This is a genomic window from Serratia sp. CY33802 (genome assembly GCF_052169095.1).
Classification (GTDB): Bacteria; Pseudomonadota; Gammaproteobacteria; order Enterobacterales; family Enterobacteriaceae; genus Serratia; species Serratia bockelmannii.
This window is the reverse complement of the sequence record NZ_JBJNLL010000003.1, coordinates 253,515-269,711: the sequence shown is the minus strand read 5'-3', so window position 1 is coordinate 269,711 and position 16,197 is coordinate 253,515. Positions and strand designations below refer to the sequence as shown.

General features: G+C 62.8%; 16 protein-coding genes. 14 read left to right on the top strand and 2 right to left on the bottom strand.

Annotated features, from left to right (window positions below; all coding sequences use genetic code 11):
• Positions 1-326 precede the first annotated feature (326 nt).
• The 11 genes from ACJ8HA_RS14565 to hpaC all read left to right on the top strand — a co-directional run bounded on the left by ACJ8HA_RS14565 (position 327) and on the right by hpaC (position 10,986).
• Positions 327-959: a fumarylacetoacetate hydrolase family protein gene (locus ACJ8HA_RS14565; protein WP_060434146.1), complete on the top strand. Its 633-nt coding sequence runs from the start codon at positions 327-329 to the stop codon at positions 957-959.
• Positions 956-1,720 (top strand): fumarylacetoacetate hydrolase family protein, encoded by a 765-nt coding sequence (locus ACJ8HA_RS14560; RefSeq protein WP_033641766.1) that lies wholly within the window; start codon positions 956-958, stop codon positions 1,718-1,720. The genes ACJ8HA_RS14565 and ACJ8HA_RS14560 overlap by 4 nt, the downstream gene beginning before the upstream one ends.
• Complete coding sequence (hpaE, locus tag ACJ8HA_RS14555) at positions 1,717-3,171, top strand: 5-carboxymethyl-2-hydroxymuconate semialdehyde dehydrogenase (RefSeq protein WP_046688192.1); 1,455 nt, start codon at positions 1,717-1,719, stop codon at positions 3,169-3,171. Before ACJ8HA_RS14560 ends, hpaE begins: the two co-directional genes overlap by 4 nt.
• Positions 3,172-3,208: 37 nt before the next feature.
• Complete coding sequence (hpaD, locus tag ACJ8HA_RS14550) at positions 3,209-4,282, top strand: 3,4-dihydroxyphenylacetate 2,3-dioxygenase (protein WP_089180517.1); 1,074 nt, start codon at positions 3,209-3,211, stop codon at positions 4,280-4,282.
• 50 nt (positions 4,283-4,332) lie between these two features.
• The gene (locus ACJ8HA_RS14545) at positions 4,333-4,719 is read left to right on the top strand and encodes a 5-carboxymethyl-2-hydroxymuconate Delta-isomerase (RefSeq protein WP_089196492.1); all 387 of its coding nucleotides are present in this window, start codon (positions 4,333-4,335) and stop codon (positions 4,717-4,719) included.
• A gap of 14 nt (positions 4,720-4,733) precedes the next feature.
• Entirely contained in the window at positions 4,734-5,537 is an 804-nt protein-coding gene (gene hpaH, locus ACJ8HA_RS14540) for a 2-oxo-hept-4-ene-1,7-dioate hydratase (RefSeq protein ID WP_049204624.1), read from the top strand.
• A 76-nt stretch (positions 5,538-5,613) separates the two neighbouring features.
• A complete protein-coding gene (hpaI, locus tag ACJ8HA_RS14535) occupies positions 5,614-6,408 on the top strand; it encodes a 4-hydroxy-2-oxoheptanedioate aldolase (RefSeq protein WP_033631724.1) in 795 nt (264 codons plus the stop codon).
• Positions 6,409-6,411: 3 nt separating this feature from the next.
• On the top strand, positions 6,412-7,782 hold the full coding sequence (gene hpaX, locus ACJ8HA_RS14530) for a 4-hydroxyphenylacetate permease (protein ID WP_043136113.1): 1,371 nt from the start codon (positions 6,412-6,414) through the stop codon (positions 7,780-7,782).
• A gap of 34 nt (positions 7,783-7,816) precedes the next feature.
• A complete protein-coding gene (gene hpaA / locus ACJ8HA_RS14525; RefSeq protein ID WP_004933161.1) occupies positions 7,817-8,713 on the top strand; it encodes a 4-hydroxyphenylacetate catabolism regulatory protein HpaA in 897 nt (298 codons plus the stop codon).
• 178 nt (positions 8,714-8,891) lie between these two features.
• The gene (gene hpaB, locus ACJ8HA_RS14520) at positions 8,892-10,454 is read left to right on the top strand and encodes a 4-hydroxyphenylacetate 3-monooxygenase, oxygenase component (protein ID WP_442515384.1); all 1,563 of its coding nucleotides are present in this window, start codon (positions 8,892-8,894) and stop codon (positions 10,452-10,454) included.
• A 16-nt stretch (positions 10,455-10,470) separates the two neighbouring features.
• Positions 10,471-10,986 carry a 4-hydroxyphenylacetate 3-monooxygenase, reductase component gene (hpaC, locus tag ACJ8HA_RS14515; protein ID WP_025305188.1) on the top strand — a complete coding sequence of 172 codons (516 nt, stop codon included), beginning with the start codon at positions 10,471-10,473 and terminating at the stop codon, positions 10,984-10,986.
• Between the two features lie 33 nt (positions 10,987-11,019).
• Here hpaC and ampH read toward each other — a convergent pair whose 3' ends face one another.
• Together ampH and ACJ8HA_RS14505 are read right to left on the bottom strand one after the other, a co-directional pair.
• On the bottom strand, positions 11,020-12,162 hold the full coding sequence (gene ampH, locus ACJ8HA_RS14510; protein WP_025305189.1) for a D-alanyl-D-alanine-carboxypeptidase/endopeptidase AmpH: 1,143 nt from the start codon (positions 12,160-12,162) through the stop codon (positions 11,020-11,022).
• 126 nt (positions 12,163-12,288) lie between these two features.
• Positions 12,289-13,047, bottom strand: coding sequence for a FadR/GntR family transcriptional regulator (locus tag ACJ8HA_RS14505; protein ID WP_025305190.1), 759 nt, complete (start codon positions 13,045-13,047; stop codon positions 12,289-12,291).
• Positions 13,048-13,283: 236 nt separating this feature from the next.
• On the opposite strand from ACJ8HA_RS14505, the gene ACJ8HA_RS14500 reads away from it, so the two are divergent.
• Genes ACJ8HA_RS14500 through ACJ8HA_RS14490 form a run of 3 tightly spaced genes read left to right on the top strand, consistent with a single transcriptional unit; the run spans position 13,284 to position 16,187 of the window.
• Positions 13,284-14,024, top strand: coding sequence for an SDR family oxidoreductase (locus tag ACJ8HA_RS14500; protein WP_442515383.1), 741 nt, complete (start codon positions 13,284-13,286; stop codon positions 14,022-14,024).
• Between the two features lie 25 nt (positions 14,025-14,049).
• Positions 14,050-14,895 (top strand): fumarylacetoacetate hydrolase family protein, encoded by an 846-nt coding sequence (locus ACJ8HA_RS14495; protein WP_049294800.1) that lies wholly within the window; start codon positions 14,050-14,052, stop codon positions 14,893-14,895.
• A gap of 14 nt (positions 14,896-14,909) precedes the next feature.
• On the top strand, positions 14,910-16,187 hold the full coding sequence (locus tag ACJ8HA_RS14490; protein WP_025305193.1) for an L-fuconate dehydratase: 1,278 nt from the start codon (positions 14,910-14,912) through the stop codon (positions 16,185-16,187).
• Positions 16,188-16,197: the final 10 nt, after the last annotated feature.

Here is a 16,197-nt window from a genome sequence, read left to right as displayed (position 1 = left end):
AAGTTTGGCCTTAGCTATCAAGGTGTTCGTTGTCACGGCGCTTACCGCAGGGCTGTTACCCCGCCAGGCCCGATTTTGTTAATAACTTAATAGTAGCCAAAGTTACCCGCAGGGATAAAGCAAAAATGCGCGGGGCAGCGAAAAATGGCGATAAAAATGATTAATACGCTGAATAATCACGCTAATGTTCGTTGTTTGTGAATATTTTGTTATCACGATCACAAATCACTCCAAGCGCGTTGCGTAAAAGCTGCACAGCGTATAAAAGTAATCATTAATATATTAATGAATGCCGGTTGTCATGTTTTGCCATTGGAGGAGTTCGCATGAAAGGCACCGTATTTTCCGTTGCGCTGAACCACCGCAGCCAACTGGACGCCTGGGATCAGGCGTTTCACCAGCCACCGTATCAAACCCCGCCCAAAACCCCGGTGTGGTTTATCAAACCGCGCAACACCCACCTCGCCAACGGCGGGGCGATCCCGTTTCCGGCCGGTGAAACCGTGCAAAGCGGCGGCACGCTGGCGGTGATCATCGGCGACACCGCACGCAAGGTGCCGGCGGCGCAGGTGGGCCGTTATCTGGCCGGTTACGCACTGGCCAACGACGTCAGCCTGCCGGAAAGCAGCTTTTACCGCCCGGCGATCAAGGCCAAATGCCGCGACGGGTTCTGCCCGCTGGGGGAGATCGGCCAGCTGGCGACTGCCGATCGGCTGGAGATCGTCACCGAGATCAACGGCGTGGAGCGGGATCGCTGGTCCACCGCCGATCTGGTGCGCTCGGTGCCGGAACTGATCGCCGCCATCAGCGATTTCATCACTCTGCAGCCGGGCGATGCGGTGCTGATCGGCACCCCGCACCAGCGGGTGGAGATCAAACCGGGAGATGAGGTGACGGTGCGTGCCGCCGGCCTGCCCACTCTGACCAACCGCGTCACCCAGGCAGGAGCCGCATCATGAAACATGCTCGTATTCGCCATCATGGCCAGGTCTTCAACGTGCAGGTGGATGACCAGCTGCGCGTCACGCTGCCGAACGGCGAGGTGCTGCAGGAGCGCGAAGTGGAATGGCTGCCGCCGGCGCAGGGCACGGTGTTCGCCTTGGGGCTGAACTATGCCGACCACGCCAGCGAGCTGGAATTCAAGGCGCCGGAAGAACCGCTGGTGTTCCTCAAGGCGCCGAACACCCTGACCGGGCACCGTCAGGTGTCGGTACGCCCGGCCGGCGTGGAGTACATGCATTACGAAGCCGAGCTGGTGGCGGTGATCGGCAAGACCGCGCGCAACGTCAGCCGTGAGCACGCCATGGAGTACGTGGCGGGTTACACCCTGTGTAACGACTACGCCATCCGCGATTACCTGGAGAACTACTACCGGCCAAATCTGCGGGTGAAGAGCCGCGACACCCTGACGCCGATCGGGCCGTATATCGTCGATCGCGACGATGTCGCCGATCCGCACCGGCTGGCGCTCGGCACCTATGTCAACGGCGAGCTGCGCCAGCGCGGCAGCACCGCCGACATGATTTTCGACATTCCGTTCCTGATCGCCTACCTGAGCGAATTCATGACGCTGCAGCCGGGCGACATGATCGCCACCGGCACGCCGAAAGGGCTGGCCGACGTGCAGCCGGGCGATGAAGTGGTGGTGGAGATCGAGGGCATCGGCCGTCTGGTTAACCACATTATCAGTGAAAAAGATTACGAGGAGAGCCTGCGATGAAAACCATCAACCACTGGATCAACGGCAAGAACGTCGCCAGCAAAGAGTACTTCACCACCACCAACCCGGCGAACGGCGAGGTGCTGGCGGAGGTGGCTTCCGGCGGTCAGTTGGAGATCGACCAGGCGGTGGCGGCAGCGAAAGAGGCGTTCCCCAAATGGGCCAACACGCCGATGAAAGAGCGCGCGCGCCTGATGCGCCGCCTGGGGGAGCTGATTGACCAGAACGTGCCGCAGATCGCCGAACTGGAAACCGCCGACACCGGCCTGCCGATCCACCAGACCAAAAACGTGCTGATCCCGCGCGCCTCGCACAACTTCGAGTTCTTCGCCGAGGTGTGCCAGCAGATGAACGGCAAGACCTACCCGGTGGACGACAAGATGCTCAACTACACGCTGGTGCAGCCGGTGGGGGTGTGTGCGCTGGTATCGCCGTGGAACGTGCCGTTCATGACCGCCACCTGGAAAACCGCGCCTTGCCTGGCGCTGGGCAACACCGCGGTGCTGAAGATGTCCGAACTGTCGCCGCTGACCGCCGACCGCCTGGGCGAGCTGGCGCTGGAGGCCGGCATCCCGGCCGGGGTGCTGAATGTGGTGCAGGGCTACGGCGCCACTGCCGGCGACGCGCTGGTGCGCCATAAAGACGTGCGCGCGGTTTCCTTCACCGGCGGCACCGCCACCGGCCGCCGCATCATCGAAAGCGCCGGGCTGAAGAAATTCTCCATGGAACTGGGCGGCAAGTCGCCGGTGCTGATCTTTGAAGACGCGGACATCGAGCGGGCGCTCGACGCCGCGCTATTCACCATCTTCTCAATCAACGGTGAACGCTGCACCGCCGGTTCGCGCATCTTCATTCAGGAGAGCATCTACCCGGAATTCGTCAAACGCTTCGCCGAGCGCGCCAACCGTCTGCGCGTGGGCGATCCGCAAGATCCCAACACCCAGGTGGGGGCGCTGATCAGCCCGCAGCACTGGGAAAAAGTCTCCGGCTATATCCGCCTCGGGGTGGAAGAAGGGGCAACCCTGCTGGCCGGCGGCCCGGACAAACCGGCCGGTTTGAGCCACGGCAACTTCCTGCGCCCGACGGTGCTGGCGGATGTCGATAACCGGATGCGCGTGGCGCAGGAGGAGATTTTCGGGCCGGTGGCCTGCCTGCTGCCGTTCAAGTCGGAAGAAGACGGCCTGCGCATGGCCAACGACGTGGAGTACGGCCTGGCGTCGTACATCTGGACGCAGGATGTGAGCAAGGTTCTGCGCCTGGCCCGCGGCATCGAAGCCGGCATGGTTTTCGTCAACACCCAAAACGTACGCGATCTGCGCCAACCGTTCGGCGGCGTGAAAGCCTCCGGCACCGGCCGCGAAGGCGGCGAATACAGCTTCGAAGTATTCGCCGAAATGAAGAACGTGTGCATTTCCATGGGCAACCACCCGATCCCGAAATGGGGCGTTTGAGCCTCAGGCCACAATAATAACGAAAGAGATGAGAACAATGACGACAAAACTTACCACTGATGCTGTCCCTGCTCCCGACGTCGTGCGCTGTGCCTACATGGAAATTCAGGTCACGAACCTTAAAGCCGCACGCGAATTTTACGTCGATATCCTCGGCCTGGTCGTGACCGCCGAAGAGGATAAAACCCTCTATCTGCGTTCGATGGAGGAGTTTATTCACCATAACCTGGTGCTGCGCGAAGGCCCGGTCGCCGCCGTGGCGGCGTTTGCTTTCCGCGTGCGCACGCCGGAAGACGTCGACCGCGCCGAAGCGTATTTCAAGGCGCTTGGCTGCCGCACCGAGCGTCGGGTGAACGGGTTCGCCAAAGGCATCGGCGATGCGGTGCGGGTAGAGGATCCGCTCGGTTTCCCATACGAGTTTTTCTACGACGTGCAGCACGTCGAGCGCCTGGCCTGGCGCTACGATCTGTATACGCCGGGCGCGCTGGTGCGCCTCGACCACTTTAACCAAATCACCCCTGACGTGCCGCGCGCCGTGGAATACATCCAGGGGCTGGGCTTCCGCGTGACGGAAGACATCCGCGATGAAGACGGCGTGGTTTACGCCGCCTGGATGCGCCGCAAGGCGACGGTACACGATACCGCGATGACCGGCGGCGCCGGGCCGCGCATGCATCACATCGCCTTCGCCACCCATGAAAAGCACAATATTTTGGCCATCTGCGACAAGCTCGGCGCGCTGCGCAAATCCGATTTGATCGAACGCGGCCCTGGCCGCCACGGCGTCTCCAACGCGTTCTATCTCTACCTGCGCGATCCCGATGGCCACCGGGTGGAAATCTACACGCAGGATTACTACACCGGCGATCCGGACAACCCGACCGTGACCTGGGACGTGCATGACAACCAACGCCGCGACTGGTGGGGCAATCCGGTGGTGCCGAGCTGGTACACCGAAGGATCGCTGGTGCTGGATCTCGATGGGCAGCCGCAGCCGGTCATCGAGCGCAGTGCGCCCAGCGAAATGGCCGTCACCATCGGCGCAGACGGTTTTTCCTATACCCGCGAGGGCGATACGGAAAAAGGTTTCAAACTTGGCAATACGCTGTAAATGCCGCTGCGCGGGCCTTGCCCGCGTCTATGCGCCGTCTGGAGAACGCTATGCCCCATTTTTACGCTGAATGTACCGACAACATCCGCCGCGAGGCGGATTTGCCCACCCTGTTCGCCAAGGTCAACGAGGCGCTGGCGGCGACCGGTATCTTCCCGCTGGCCGGCGTGCGCAGCCGCGCCATCTGGCTCGATACCTGGCAGATGGCCGACGGCAAGCAGGATTACGCCTTCGTGCACATGACGCTGAAGATCGGCCACGGCCGCAGTCTGGAAAGCCGGCAGCAGGTGGGCGAGCTGCTGTTTGCGCTGATCAAGGAACACTTTGCCGCGCTGATGGCGCAGCGTTACCTGGCGCTCTCTTTCACCATGGAAGAGCTGGATCCGGTGCTGAATTACAAACAGAACAATGTCCACGCGCTGTTCAACAAGGCGTGAATAAGGGGTCGTAAATGCTGGATAAAGAGCAGGTTAACCGCGCCGTGCAGCGCCTGCATCAGGCGGAAAAGAGTCGTGAGCAGATCCGCGCGCTGTCGCTCGATCATCCCGAGATCACCATTGAAGACGCCTATGCCATTCAGCGGCAGTGGGTGGCGCTGAAGATCGCCGAGGGGCGCACGCTCAAAGGCCACAAGATCGGCCTGACGTCGCGCGCCATGCAGGTGAGCTCGCAGATCACCGAGCCGGACTACGGCGCGTTGCTGGACGACATGTTCTTCAACGACGGCAGCGACATTCCGATCGATCGCTTTATCGTGCCGCGGGTGGAGGTGGAGCTGGCGTTCGTGCTGGCCAAGCCGCTGCGCGGGCCGAACTGCACGCTGTTCGACGTCTACAACGCCACCGACTACGTCATTCCGGCGCTGGAGATCATCGACGCGCGCAGCCACAACGTCGATCCCGAGACGCAGCGGCCGCGCAAGGTGTTCGACACCATCTCCGACAACGCCGCCAACGCCGGGGTGGTGATGGGCGGGCGGCCAATCAAGCCGGATGCGCTGGATCTGCGCTGGATCTCCGCGCTGCTGTACCGCAACGGCGTGATTGAAGAGTCCGGCGTGGCGGCGGCGGTGCTCAATCATCCGGCCAACGGTGTGGCCTGGCTGGCCAACAAGCTGGCGCCGTATGAGGTGGAGCTGGAAGCGGGGCAGGTGATCCTCGGCGGTTCCTTCACCCGGCCGGTGCCGGCGCGGCGCGGTGATACTTTCCACGTCGATTACGGCCCGATGGGCTGCATCAGCTGCCGCTTCGTCTAATAAGCCGGCTCGGCGAACCGGGCCGCAATAATCGGGCGGGGGCCACGCGCCGCGCCCGCTTGTCAGGGAGAATGCGATGTTAACCAACCACTTCAAGCGAGCGCTGCAGGAAAAACGCCCGCAGATCGGGCTGTGGCTCGGGCTGTGCAGCAGCTACAGCGCCGAGCTGCTGGCCGGCGCCGGTTTCGACTGGCTGCTGATCGACGGCGAACATGCGCCCAACAACGTGCAAACGGTGCTGGGGCAGCTGCAGGCGGTCGCGCCTTACCCGAGCCAGCCGGTGGTGCGCCCGCCGTGGAACGACGCGGTGATCATCAAGCAACTGCTGGACGTCGGCGCGCAAACCTTATTGATCCCGATGATTCAGAATGCCGAACAGGCGCGCGACGCGGTGCGCGCCACGCGCTATCCGCCGCACGGCGTGCGCGGCGTCGGCAGCGCCCTGGCGCGCGCCTCACGCTGGAACCGGGTGCCCGATTACCTGCAGCAGGCCGATGAGCAGATGTGCGTGCTGGTGCAAATTGAAACCCGCGAAGCGGTGAAAAACCTCGACGCCATTTTGCAGGTGGAAGGGGTGGACGGCGTGTTTATCGGCCCGGCGGATCTCAGCGCCGACATGGGCTTTGCCGGTAATCCGCAGCACCCGGAGGTGCAGCGCACCATCGACGACGCCATCGCGCGTATCCGCGCCGCCGGCAAGGCGCCGGGCATTTTGATGGCCAACAAGGCGCTGGCGCAGCGCTATCTGGAGGCCGGCGCGCTGTTCGTCGCGGTGGGGGTGGACACCACCCTGCTGGCGCGGGCGGCGGAAGCCCTGGCGGATGAGTTCAAACAGGGCGGGGCGCAAGCGCCTTCATCGGGAGTCTACTGAACCATGAACCACGTCGATTCGCTGCCGCCGGCCAACCCGGCGCAGCAACATAAAGCGTTAACCGCCGCCGAGCAATCGGTGATTAAAAAGTTGTTTCGGCGCCTGATCATTTTCCTGTTCGTGTTGTTTGTTTTCTCTTTCCTCGATCGTATCAACATCGGCTTCGCCGGGCTGACGATGGGCAAAGATCTCGGCCTCAGCTCGACCATGTTCGGGCTGGCGGCGACGTTGTTCTATGTCACCTACGTGATCTTTGGCATACCGAGCAACATGATGCTGAGCCGGGTCGGTGCGCGGCGCTGGATCGCCACCATCATGGTGCTGTGGGGCATTGCCTCCACCTGCACCATGTTCGCTACCGGGCCGACCAGTCTGTACGTGCTGCGCATGATTGTCGGCATCACCGAGGCCGGCTTCCTGCCGGGCATTCTGGTGTACCTCACCTACTGGTTCCCGGCGTTTTACCGCGCCCGCGCCAACGCGCTGTTCATGATCGCCATGCCGGTGACCATGGCGATCGGCTCGCTGGTCTCCGGCTATATCCTGGCGCTGGACGGGGTGATGAACCTGAAGGGCTGGCAGTGGCTGTTCCTGCTGGAAGGCATTCCATCGGTGCTGCTGGGCGTGGTGGTGTGGTTCTACCTCGATGACACCCCGGCCAAGGCCAAGTGGCTGACCGACGAGGAAAAAGCCAGCCTGAAGGCGATGATGGAGGCCGACAAGCTGCAGCTGGTGCAGCCCAACGGGCCGAGCAGCCACCGCGCGCTGCAGCAGCGCAGCCTGTGGCGTGAGATCTGCACGCCGATCGTGCTGATGTACACGCTGGCCTATTTCTGCCTGACCAACACCCTGAGCGCGATCAACATCTGGACGCCGCAGATCCTGCAGAGCTTCAACCAGGGCAGCAGCAACGTGACGATCGGCATTCTGGCGGCGATCCCGCAGATCTGCACCATCGCCGGCATGGTGTGGTGGAGCAAACGATCCGACAGGCTGCAGGAGCGCAAGCATCACACCGCGCTGCCGTACCTGTTCGCCGCCGCCGGCTGGCTGTTGGCGTCCGCCACCGATCACAGCCTGATCCAACTGCTGGGGATCGTGATGGCCTCGGTTGGCTCCTTTACCGCCATGGCGATCTTCTGGACCACGCCGGATCAGTCGATCAGCCTGGAAGCGCGGGCGGTGGGGATCGCGGTGATCAACGCCACCGGCAACATCGGATCGGCGCTCAGCCCGCTGCTGATCGGCTGGTTCAAGGATCTGACCGGCAGCTTCAACTCCGGGCTGTATTTCGTTTCGGCGCTGTTGATCGTCGGCGCCGTGCTGGTGTGGCGCATTCCGATGAAGGATTCGCGCCCGAGAGCGACGCCTTGATGCGCAAGTGGGCATGATTGCAGGAGGTCATGAGGTGCGGAAAAGTACCGGCTTTATCGCCAACATCGATATTTGCAAAGAGTATGACGCGCGCTACGCCGCCGACGAGGTGCACTACGAAACCTTCGCCGGGCTGGCGGCATTCTTCGGCCGCGACATGCAGGTGCACTGGCACGACTGCTTCTTCCAGGTGCATTTCCTGGAGACCGGCAAGATAGAGCTGCAGCTCGACGATCAGCACTATTCGGTGCAGGCGCCGCTGTTCATCCTCACGCCGCCGTCGGTGCCGCATGCGTTCTTCACCGAACCGGACAGCGACGGCCACGTGCTGACGGTGCGCCAGGAGCTGATTTGGCCGCTGCTGGAGCGCCTGTACCCCGGCAGCAACCTGGCGCTGGACATGCCGGGCATCTGCCTGTCGCTGGCCGATGCGCCGCAGGAGCTGACGGCGCTCAGCCACTACTGGGCGCTGATCCGCCGCGAGTTCGCGCAGAACCTGGCCGGGCGCGAACAGACGCTGGCGCTGTTGGCGCAGGCGGTGTTCACGCTGCTGCTGCGCAACACCGCGCTGGAAGACAGCGCCAACAGCGGCGTGCGCGGCGAACTGCAGCTGTTTCAACGGTTTAACAAGATGGTGGACGAGCGTTTTCGCGAGCATCTGCCGGTGCCGGAGTATGCGCAGGCGTTGGGGGTGACCGAATCGCGGCTCAACGACCTGTGTCGGCGCTTCGCCAACCGGCCGCCCAAACGGCTGATTTTCGATCGGCTGCTGCGCGAGGCCAAGCGCATGCTGCTGTTCAGCGCCTGCACGGTGCATGAAACCGCTTACAGCCTCGGCTTCAAGGATCCGGCCTATTTCGCCCGTTTTTTCAATCGGCTGGAAGGCTGTTCCCCCTCGACCTACCGCGCGGCGCAACACGCCCTTTCGTAACCGCGATCACAGTTTGCCGCGAAAGCGGCAAACTGACCTGAAAAGTACCGGCGATTGCCGCAAAAGTCTCTTCTCGAAACCGGCTTTGGCAGCTTCAATTAAGCAACCAAAAGAAAACATTATTTTAACAAATGGCCGACTCCACGGCCTGAAAAATGCCGATGACGAGGAAGACCCGATGAAACCAGAAGACTTTCGTGCCGACAGCAAACGCCCGTTCACCGGCGCCGAATACCTGAAAAGTTTGCAGGATAGCCGCGAAATCTACATTTACGGCGAACGCGTAAAAGACGTCACCACCCACCCGGCGTTCCGCAATGCGGCGGCGTCGGTCGGCCAGCTGTACGACGCGCTGCACGATCCGGCCAGCCAGGATCGCCTGTGCTGGAATACCGACACCGGCAACGGCGGCTATACCCACAAATTCTTCCGCTACGCCCGCAGCCCGGAAGAGATGCGCCAGCAGCGTGACGCCATCGCCGACTGGTCACGCCAAAGCTACGGCTGGATGGGGCGCACGCCGGATTATAAGGCGGCCTTCGGCTGCGCGCTGGGCGCTTATCCGGAGTTCTACGGCCAGTTCGCCGATAACGCGCGCCACTGGTACAAATGCATTCAGGAAACCGGGCTCTATTTCAACCACGCCATCGTCAACCCGCCGATCGATCGTCATAAGCCGGTCAATGAGGTGAAGGACGTCTACATTCAGGTGGAGAAAGAAACTGACGCCGGCATCGTGGTCAGCGGCGCCAAAGTGGTGGCTACCAACTCGGCGTTGACCCACTACAACTTCATCGGCTTCGGTTCGGCGCAGGTGATGGGCGATAACCCGGACTTCGCGCTGATGTTCGTGGCGCCGATGGACGCCGAAGGAGTGAAGCTGATTTCGCGCGCCTCCTACGAGCTGGTGGCCGGCGCCACCGGATCGCCGTTTGACTATCCGCTCACCAGCCGCTTCGACGAGAACGACGCGATCCTGATCATGGATCATGTGCTGATCCCGTGGGAAAACGTGCTGATCTACCGCGATTTCGACCGCTGCCGCCGCTGGAGCACCCAGGGCGGTTTCGCCCGGCTGTTCCCGCTGCAGGCCTGCGTGCGCCTGGCGGTGAAGATGGATTTCATCACCGCGCTGTTGCAAAAGAGCCTCTCGTGCACCGGCGTGCTGGAGTTCCGCGGCGTGCAGGCCGATCTGGGCGAAGTGGTGGCCTGGCGCAACCTGTTCTGGTCGCTGAGCGACGCGATGTGCGCCGAAGCCACGCAATGGGAAAACGGCGCCTACCTGCCGGATTCCGCCGCGCTGCAAACCTACCGCGTGATGGCGCCGATGGCCTACACCAAGGTGAAACACATCATCGAGAAGAACGTCACCAGCGGCCTGATCTACCTGCCGTCCAGCGTGCGCGACATGAACAACCCGGAGATCGACAAGTACCTGGCGCGCTACGTGCGCGGATCGGACGGCATGGATCACGTCGAGCGCATCAAGATCCTCAAGCTGATGTGGGACGCGATCGGCAGTGAGTTCGGCGGGCGCCACGAGCTGTATGAGATCAACTACGCCGGCAGCCAGGATGAGATCCGCCTGCAGTGCCTGCGCCATGCGCAGGGATCCGGCAATATGGATCGCATGATGCAGATGGTCGACAAGTGCCTGGCCGATTACGATCAGCACGGCTGGAAGGTGCCGCACCTGCGGAACAATGACGATATTAATCAGTTGGATAATCTGCTGAAGTAATTCAGGAGGAGGTTGTATGTCTCAGGAAAATGAACAGCGGCTGCGCTTTCGCGACGCCATGGCCAGCCTGTCGGCGGCGGTGAATATCGTCACCACTGACGGCCCGGCGGGGCGCTGCGGCATCACCGCCACGGCGGTGTGCTCGGTAACCGATACGCCGCCGACGCTGCTGGTGTGCATCAACCGCAACAGCGCGATGAACCCGGTGTTTCAGGAAAACCGCAGGCTGTGCGTCAACGTGCTCAACCACGAGCAGGAGCTGATGGCGCGCCACTTCGCCGGCATGACCGGCGTCAGCATGGAAGATCGTTTCCGGCTGGAAGAGTGGCAGCTCGGCGCACTGGGGCAGCCGGTGCTGCGCAATACCCTGGCCAGCCTGGAAGGGGAAATCGAGCAGATCCAGAGCATCGGTACCCACCAGATGTACCTGGTGCAGATCAAGCAGATCGCGTTGAGCGAAGCCGGCAACGGCCTGATCTACTTCAAGCGCAACTTCCATCCGGTGATCCATCAGATGGCGGTGCTGGCCTGAGACGTGGGGGCGCAGCAGGCTGCGCCCCGCATATCAACTCTTGTTGGCCGCCAGATCGCTCACCAGGCGGTTGACCGGATCGCTCATGTTGGTGAACTTGCTCAGCTCCGAGCGGGTCACCACCACGAACACCCCGACATTTTTCGCCGGGATCATCGCCATGTAGGTAATGAATCCGCCGCCGCCGCCGGTCTTCTGAATGATGCCCGGCAGCCCGTCCTTCGGCGCCATATACACCCAGCCCAATCCTAATGCATCCGCTTGCCCCGGCACGTCCATGCCCTTCAGCGACACCAGATCGTGGCGCTGGAAGTACATGGTTTGTTCGCTGGCAGCGGTGGCTTTGCGCGGGCCGCTGGCGCTGGAGGAGAGGAACTGCTGCATCCAGCGCTGCATGTCGCGCGGGGTGGAGTAGACGCCGCCGCTGCCGGCCGCGGCGGTGGTGTCGCGGCAGGCGCTCGGGCCGGCCGCCGCCACCATCAGGCGCGAACACTGTTCAGGGCTCGGCGTCAGCGTGGTATCCACCATGCCGAGCGGCGCGGTGATTTTCTCTTTCAGCAGCGCGTTATAAGGCTTGCCCGCGGCGCGCGACAGCGCATCGGCCAGCAGATCGTACGCCAGGTTGGAATACGCGGCGTGCACGCCCGGCGGCGTCGTGATGTTGGCATGCGCCAGCCACTGCCAGCGCTGGGCCTTGGTCGGCCAGGTGAACACCGGCGTTTTCGGCGGCTTCTTGCCCGGCTGCTCGCGCGGCAGCGCGCTGGTGTGAGTGGCCAGGTTCAATAAGGTGATCGGCTGGCCGGCGTTGTAAGCCGGCACATAGGCGCCTTTGGGGGCGTACTTGCGCAGCGGATCGGTCAGTTTGACCTGGCCTGCCGCCGCCATTTTTACCATCACTTCGCTGGTCATCAGCTTGGTGATCGACGCGATGCGGATCAGCGAATCCGGGCGCGGGCGCAGGTTGTTGCCGGGCTTGGTGTCGCCGAAGCTGCGGTTAACCACCTGATTGCCGTCGATCACCACCAGCGCCATGCCGGTGGCGCCGCTGTTGTAGAAAATATGTTCGGCATACTGGTCGACGATTTGCGAAGCCAGCTGCGGGGGCGCGGCCTGCACGGCCAGCGGCGCGGCGCACAGGCCCAGCGCCAGCAATAAAGCGGAGACAGAGTTCTTCAACGGTCGTTATCCATTTAACAATGCAGCGGGGAAAGGGCTTATTCGTCGCCCAGTGTAATGCCCCCAGGCCCCGGCTGCATGTAGAAAAAAGAGCGGTGGCGATAAAATTTTTTCACCGCCGGCGGCCTACTGCGCGCGGGCGAAAATGGCGATCACTTCGTCCAGGTGCGCCTTCATCGCCTTGCGGGCGCCGCGCACGTCGCGCGCTTCGATCGCCGCCAGGATCGCCCGGTGTTCCAGCTCGGAGCGGTGCGGCATGTCGTCCGGCGTATAGTGGCGCTGCAGCACGCGGAACATGCTGCCGTAACGGTGGCCGAGCAGGTGGCCGATGATGAACGCATAGGCCGGGTTGCCGCTGGCCTGGGCGATGCGGATGTGGAACAGCCGATCGCCGGGGTGGGTGGCGGAACCGGCGCGGTTATCGCGGCAGTTCTGTTCATAGGCGGCGCGGATACCCGCCAGCTCTTCGTCGGTGGCGTGGCGCGCGGCCAGCGCGGCGGTCTCCGGTTCGATCAGCAGGCGGGTTTGCAGCAGAGAAAACGGCGGCAACTCGGCGTTGAAATCCAGCTCGATGTTCAGTTCGTCGTCGATCTCCGCCCACTGGTTGCGGCCGGCTTGGGCCATCACCGGCTCCTGCGACGGCGCCAGCGGCGTTGGCGAGCGCACGATCACCCCGTTGCCGACCTTGACGTCTACCAGGCCGATCACTTCCAGCGCGATCAGCGCCTCGCGCACCGACGCGCGGCTGACCTGCAATTGCTGGGCGAGATCGCGCTCCGAGGGCAGACGGCTGCCCGGCGGAAATTCGTTATTTTCGATAAGACGTTTGAGTTGGTCAGCTATCTGTCTGTAAATTCTTGGGTTTTCCAGTCGGGTAATCGGCATTTTTGACCTTTGACGATTCGGCGTTCAGTGATTTGGCGCACAATTATGCGATAAGGCGCTTGAGTAATCGTTATTCAAGTGTAAAAAAATGGTTAATTGAAATGCGGTTTCAAGGCTGTTTTTATTAACTTCTTCCCCCAACGATAACGCGTAAAGCGTCTTTTGTCATGTTAGAGGCCTGACCTTTAACCGCCTTTAGTGGCCTGACCATTAGACCTTTAGGCCGAGGAGTCAAGATGGATTTAACCGGGAAACGCGTACTGATCACCGCCGCCGGGCAAGGGATCGGATTCACCACCGCCAGGCTGTTCGCCGCCGCCGGCGCTGAAGTGATCGCCAGCGACATCAACCTCGAGCGCCTGCAGGGCTCCGTCGGGATCCGCGCGCTGACGCTGAACGTCACCGATCCGGCCGCCATCGCGGCGGCGGCGGAAGCGATCGGCCCGATCGACGTGCTGTTCAACTGCGCTGGCGTGGTGCACAGCGGATCGATCCTCGACTGCAGCGAAGATCAGTGGGCGTTCGCGCTCGATCTCAACGTCACCGCGATGTTCCGCATGATCCGCGCCTTCCTGCCGGGCATGTTGGCGCGCGGCAAAGGCTCGATCATCAACATGTCTTCGGTGGCCTCGAGCGTGAAAGGGGTGCCGAACCGCTTCGCCTACAGCGCCAGCAAGGCGGCGGTGATCGGCCTAACGCGCTCGGTGGCGGCGGATTACGTCACCCAGGGCATCCGCTGCAACGCCATTTGCCCCGGCACGGTGGAATCGCCGTCGCTGCGCCAGCGCATCGCCGAGCAGGCGCGCGAACAGGGGCGCAGCGAGCAAGAGGTGTATCAGGCGTTCGTCGCCCGTCAGCCGATCGGGCGCATCGGCACCACCGAGGAAATCGCCCAATTGGCGCTGTATCTGGCCTCCGACGCCAGCTCGTACACCACAGGAACGGTGCAGATCATCGACGGTGGCTGGAGCAACTGAGCCGCCAGTTTTGAGAGAGGAACGCATGAAACTTTTACGTTATGGGGAACCCGGGCAAGAGCGCCCCGGCATGTTGGATGAGCAGGGCCGCCTGCGCGATCTGTCGCAGCATATCGCCGACGTGGGCGGCGCCGCGTTATCGCCGGCGTCGCTCGCCAAACTGCGCACGCTGGACAGCGCCGCATTGCCGCTGGTCGAGGGGCAGCCGCGTCTCGGCGCCTGCGTCGGCGGCATCGGCAAGTTCATCTGCATCGGCCTGAATTACGCCGATCACGCGGCGGAGACCGGTGCGGCCATTCCTGAGGAACCGGTGGTGTTCAACAAATGGACCAGCGCGGTGGTCGGCCCCTACGACCGGGTGGAGATCCCGCGCGGATCGCAGAAAACCGACTGGGAAGTGGAGCTGGGCGTGGTGATCGGCCTGGGCGGGCGCTACATCAGCGAAGCGGATGCGATGCGCCACGTCGCCGGTTATTGCGTGATCAACGACGTCTCAGAACGCGAATATCAAATTGAGCGCGGCGGCACCTGGGACAAGGGCAAAGGCTGCGACACCTTTGGGCCGATCGGCCCCTGGCTGGTGACCGCCGACGAAATCGCCGATCCGCACAGCCTGAACCTGTGGCTGGAGGTGGACGGCAAGCGCTATCAGGACGGCAACACCAGCACCATGATCTTCCGCATTCCGCAGATCGTCAGCTACCTCAGCCGCTTTATGAGCCTGCAGCCGGGCGACGTGATCTCCACCGGCACGCCGCCGGGCGTCGGCATGGGGCAGAAACCGCAGCCCATCTACCTGCGGGCGGGCCAGACGATGCGTCTGGGCATTGAAGGGCTGGGCGAACAGCGCCAGCAAACCATACAGGCTTAACCGGGAGCGCCGCCATGACCACCATTACCGCACTGCGGGTTGAAGACATTCGTTTCCCCACGTCGCTGGGGCTGGACGGATCCGACGCCATGAATCCGGATCCCGACTATTCCGCCGCCTACGTGATCCTGGAGACCGATCGCGCGGATCTCAGCGGCCACGGACTGACGTTCACCATCGGCCGCGGCAACGAGATCTGCTGCGCGGCGATCCGCGCGCTGGAGCATCAGATCGTCGGTGAGCGGCTGGAGACGATCGCCGCCGATATGGGCGCCTTCTGGCGGCGCTTCACCAGCGACAGCCAGCTGCGCTGGATCGGGCCGGACAAAGGTGCCATTCACCTGGCGACCGGCGCGGTGGTCAACGCGGTGTGGGATCTGTGGGCCAAATCGGTCGGCAAACCGGTGTGGCGGCTGGTGGCAGAGATGACGCCGGAGGAACTGGTACGCTGCATCGACTTCCGTTACATCACCGACTGCATCACGCCGCAGGAAGCGCTGGCGCTGCTGAAACAGCGGGCCGAGGGCAAAGAACGGCGCCTGGAGCGGCTGCTGCAGGAGGGGTATCCCTGTTACACCACCTCCGCCGGCTGGCTGGGCTACCCGGACGACAAGCTGCGCCGCCTGTGCCAGGAAGCGGTCGACGCCGGTTTCTCCTACCTGAAGCTGAAGGTCGGGCGCGATCTGGAAGACGACATCCGCCGGGTGCGCATCGCCCGCGAGGTGATCGGCCCGGATCGCCGGCTGATGATCGACGCCAACCAGGTGTGGGAAGTGGACGAAGCCATTCCGTGGGTGAAGCATCTGGCGTTCGCCAAACCCTGGTTTATCGAAGAGCCGACCAGCCCGGACGACGTGGAAGGGCATCGCCGCATCCGCGAAGGGGTGGCGCCGGTCAAGGTAGCCACCGGTGAGATGTGTCAGAACCGCATCATGTTCAAGCAGTTCATCATGCGCGGCGCGGTAGACGTGGTGCAGATCGACGCCTGCCGCCTCGGTGGCGTCAACGAAGTGCTGGCGGTGATGCTGATGGCGGCCAAATACCAGCTGCCGGTCTGCCCGCACGCTGGCGGCGTCGGGCTGTGCGAGTACGTGCAGCACCTGTCGATGATCGACTACCTGTGCATTGCCGGCACCCACGAAGGCCGGGTGATCGAGTACGTCGATCATTTGCATGAACACTTTGTCGATCCCTGTGTGATCAACGGCGCGGCCTACATGCCGCCGAGCCGTCCCGGCTATTCGATCGAGATGCATCCGTCGTCGATCGAGCAGTATCGGTTCCGCGGGTGAGGCGGGAGGA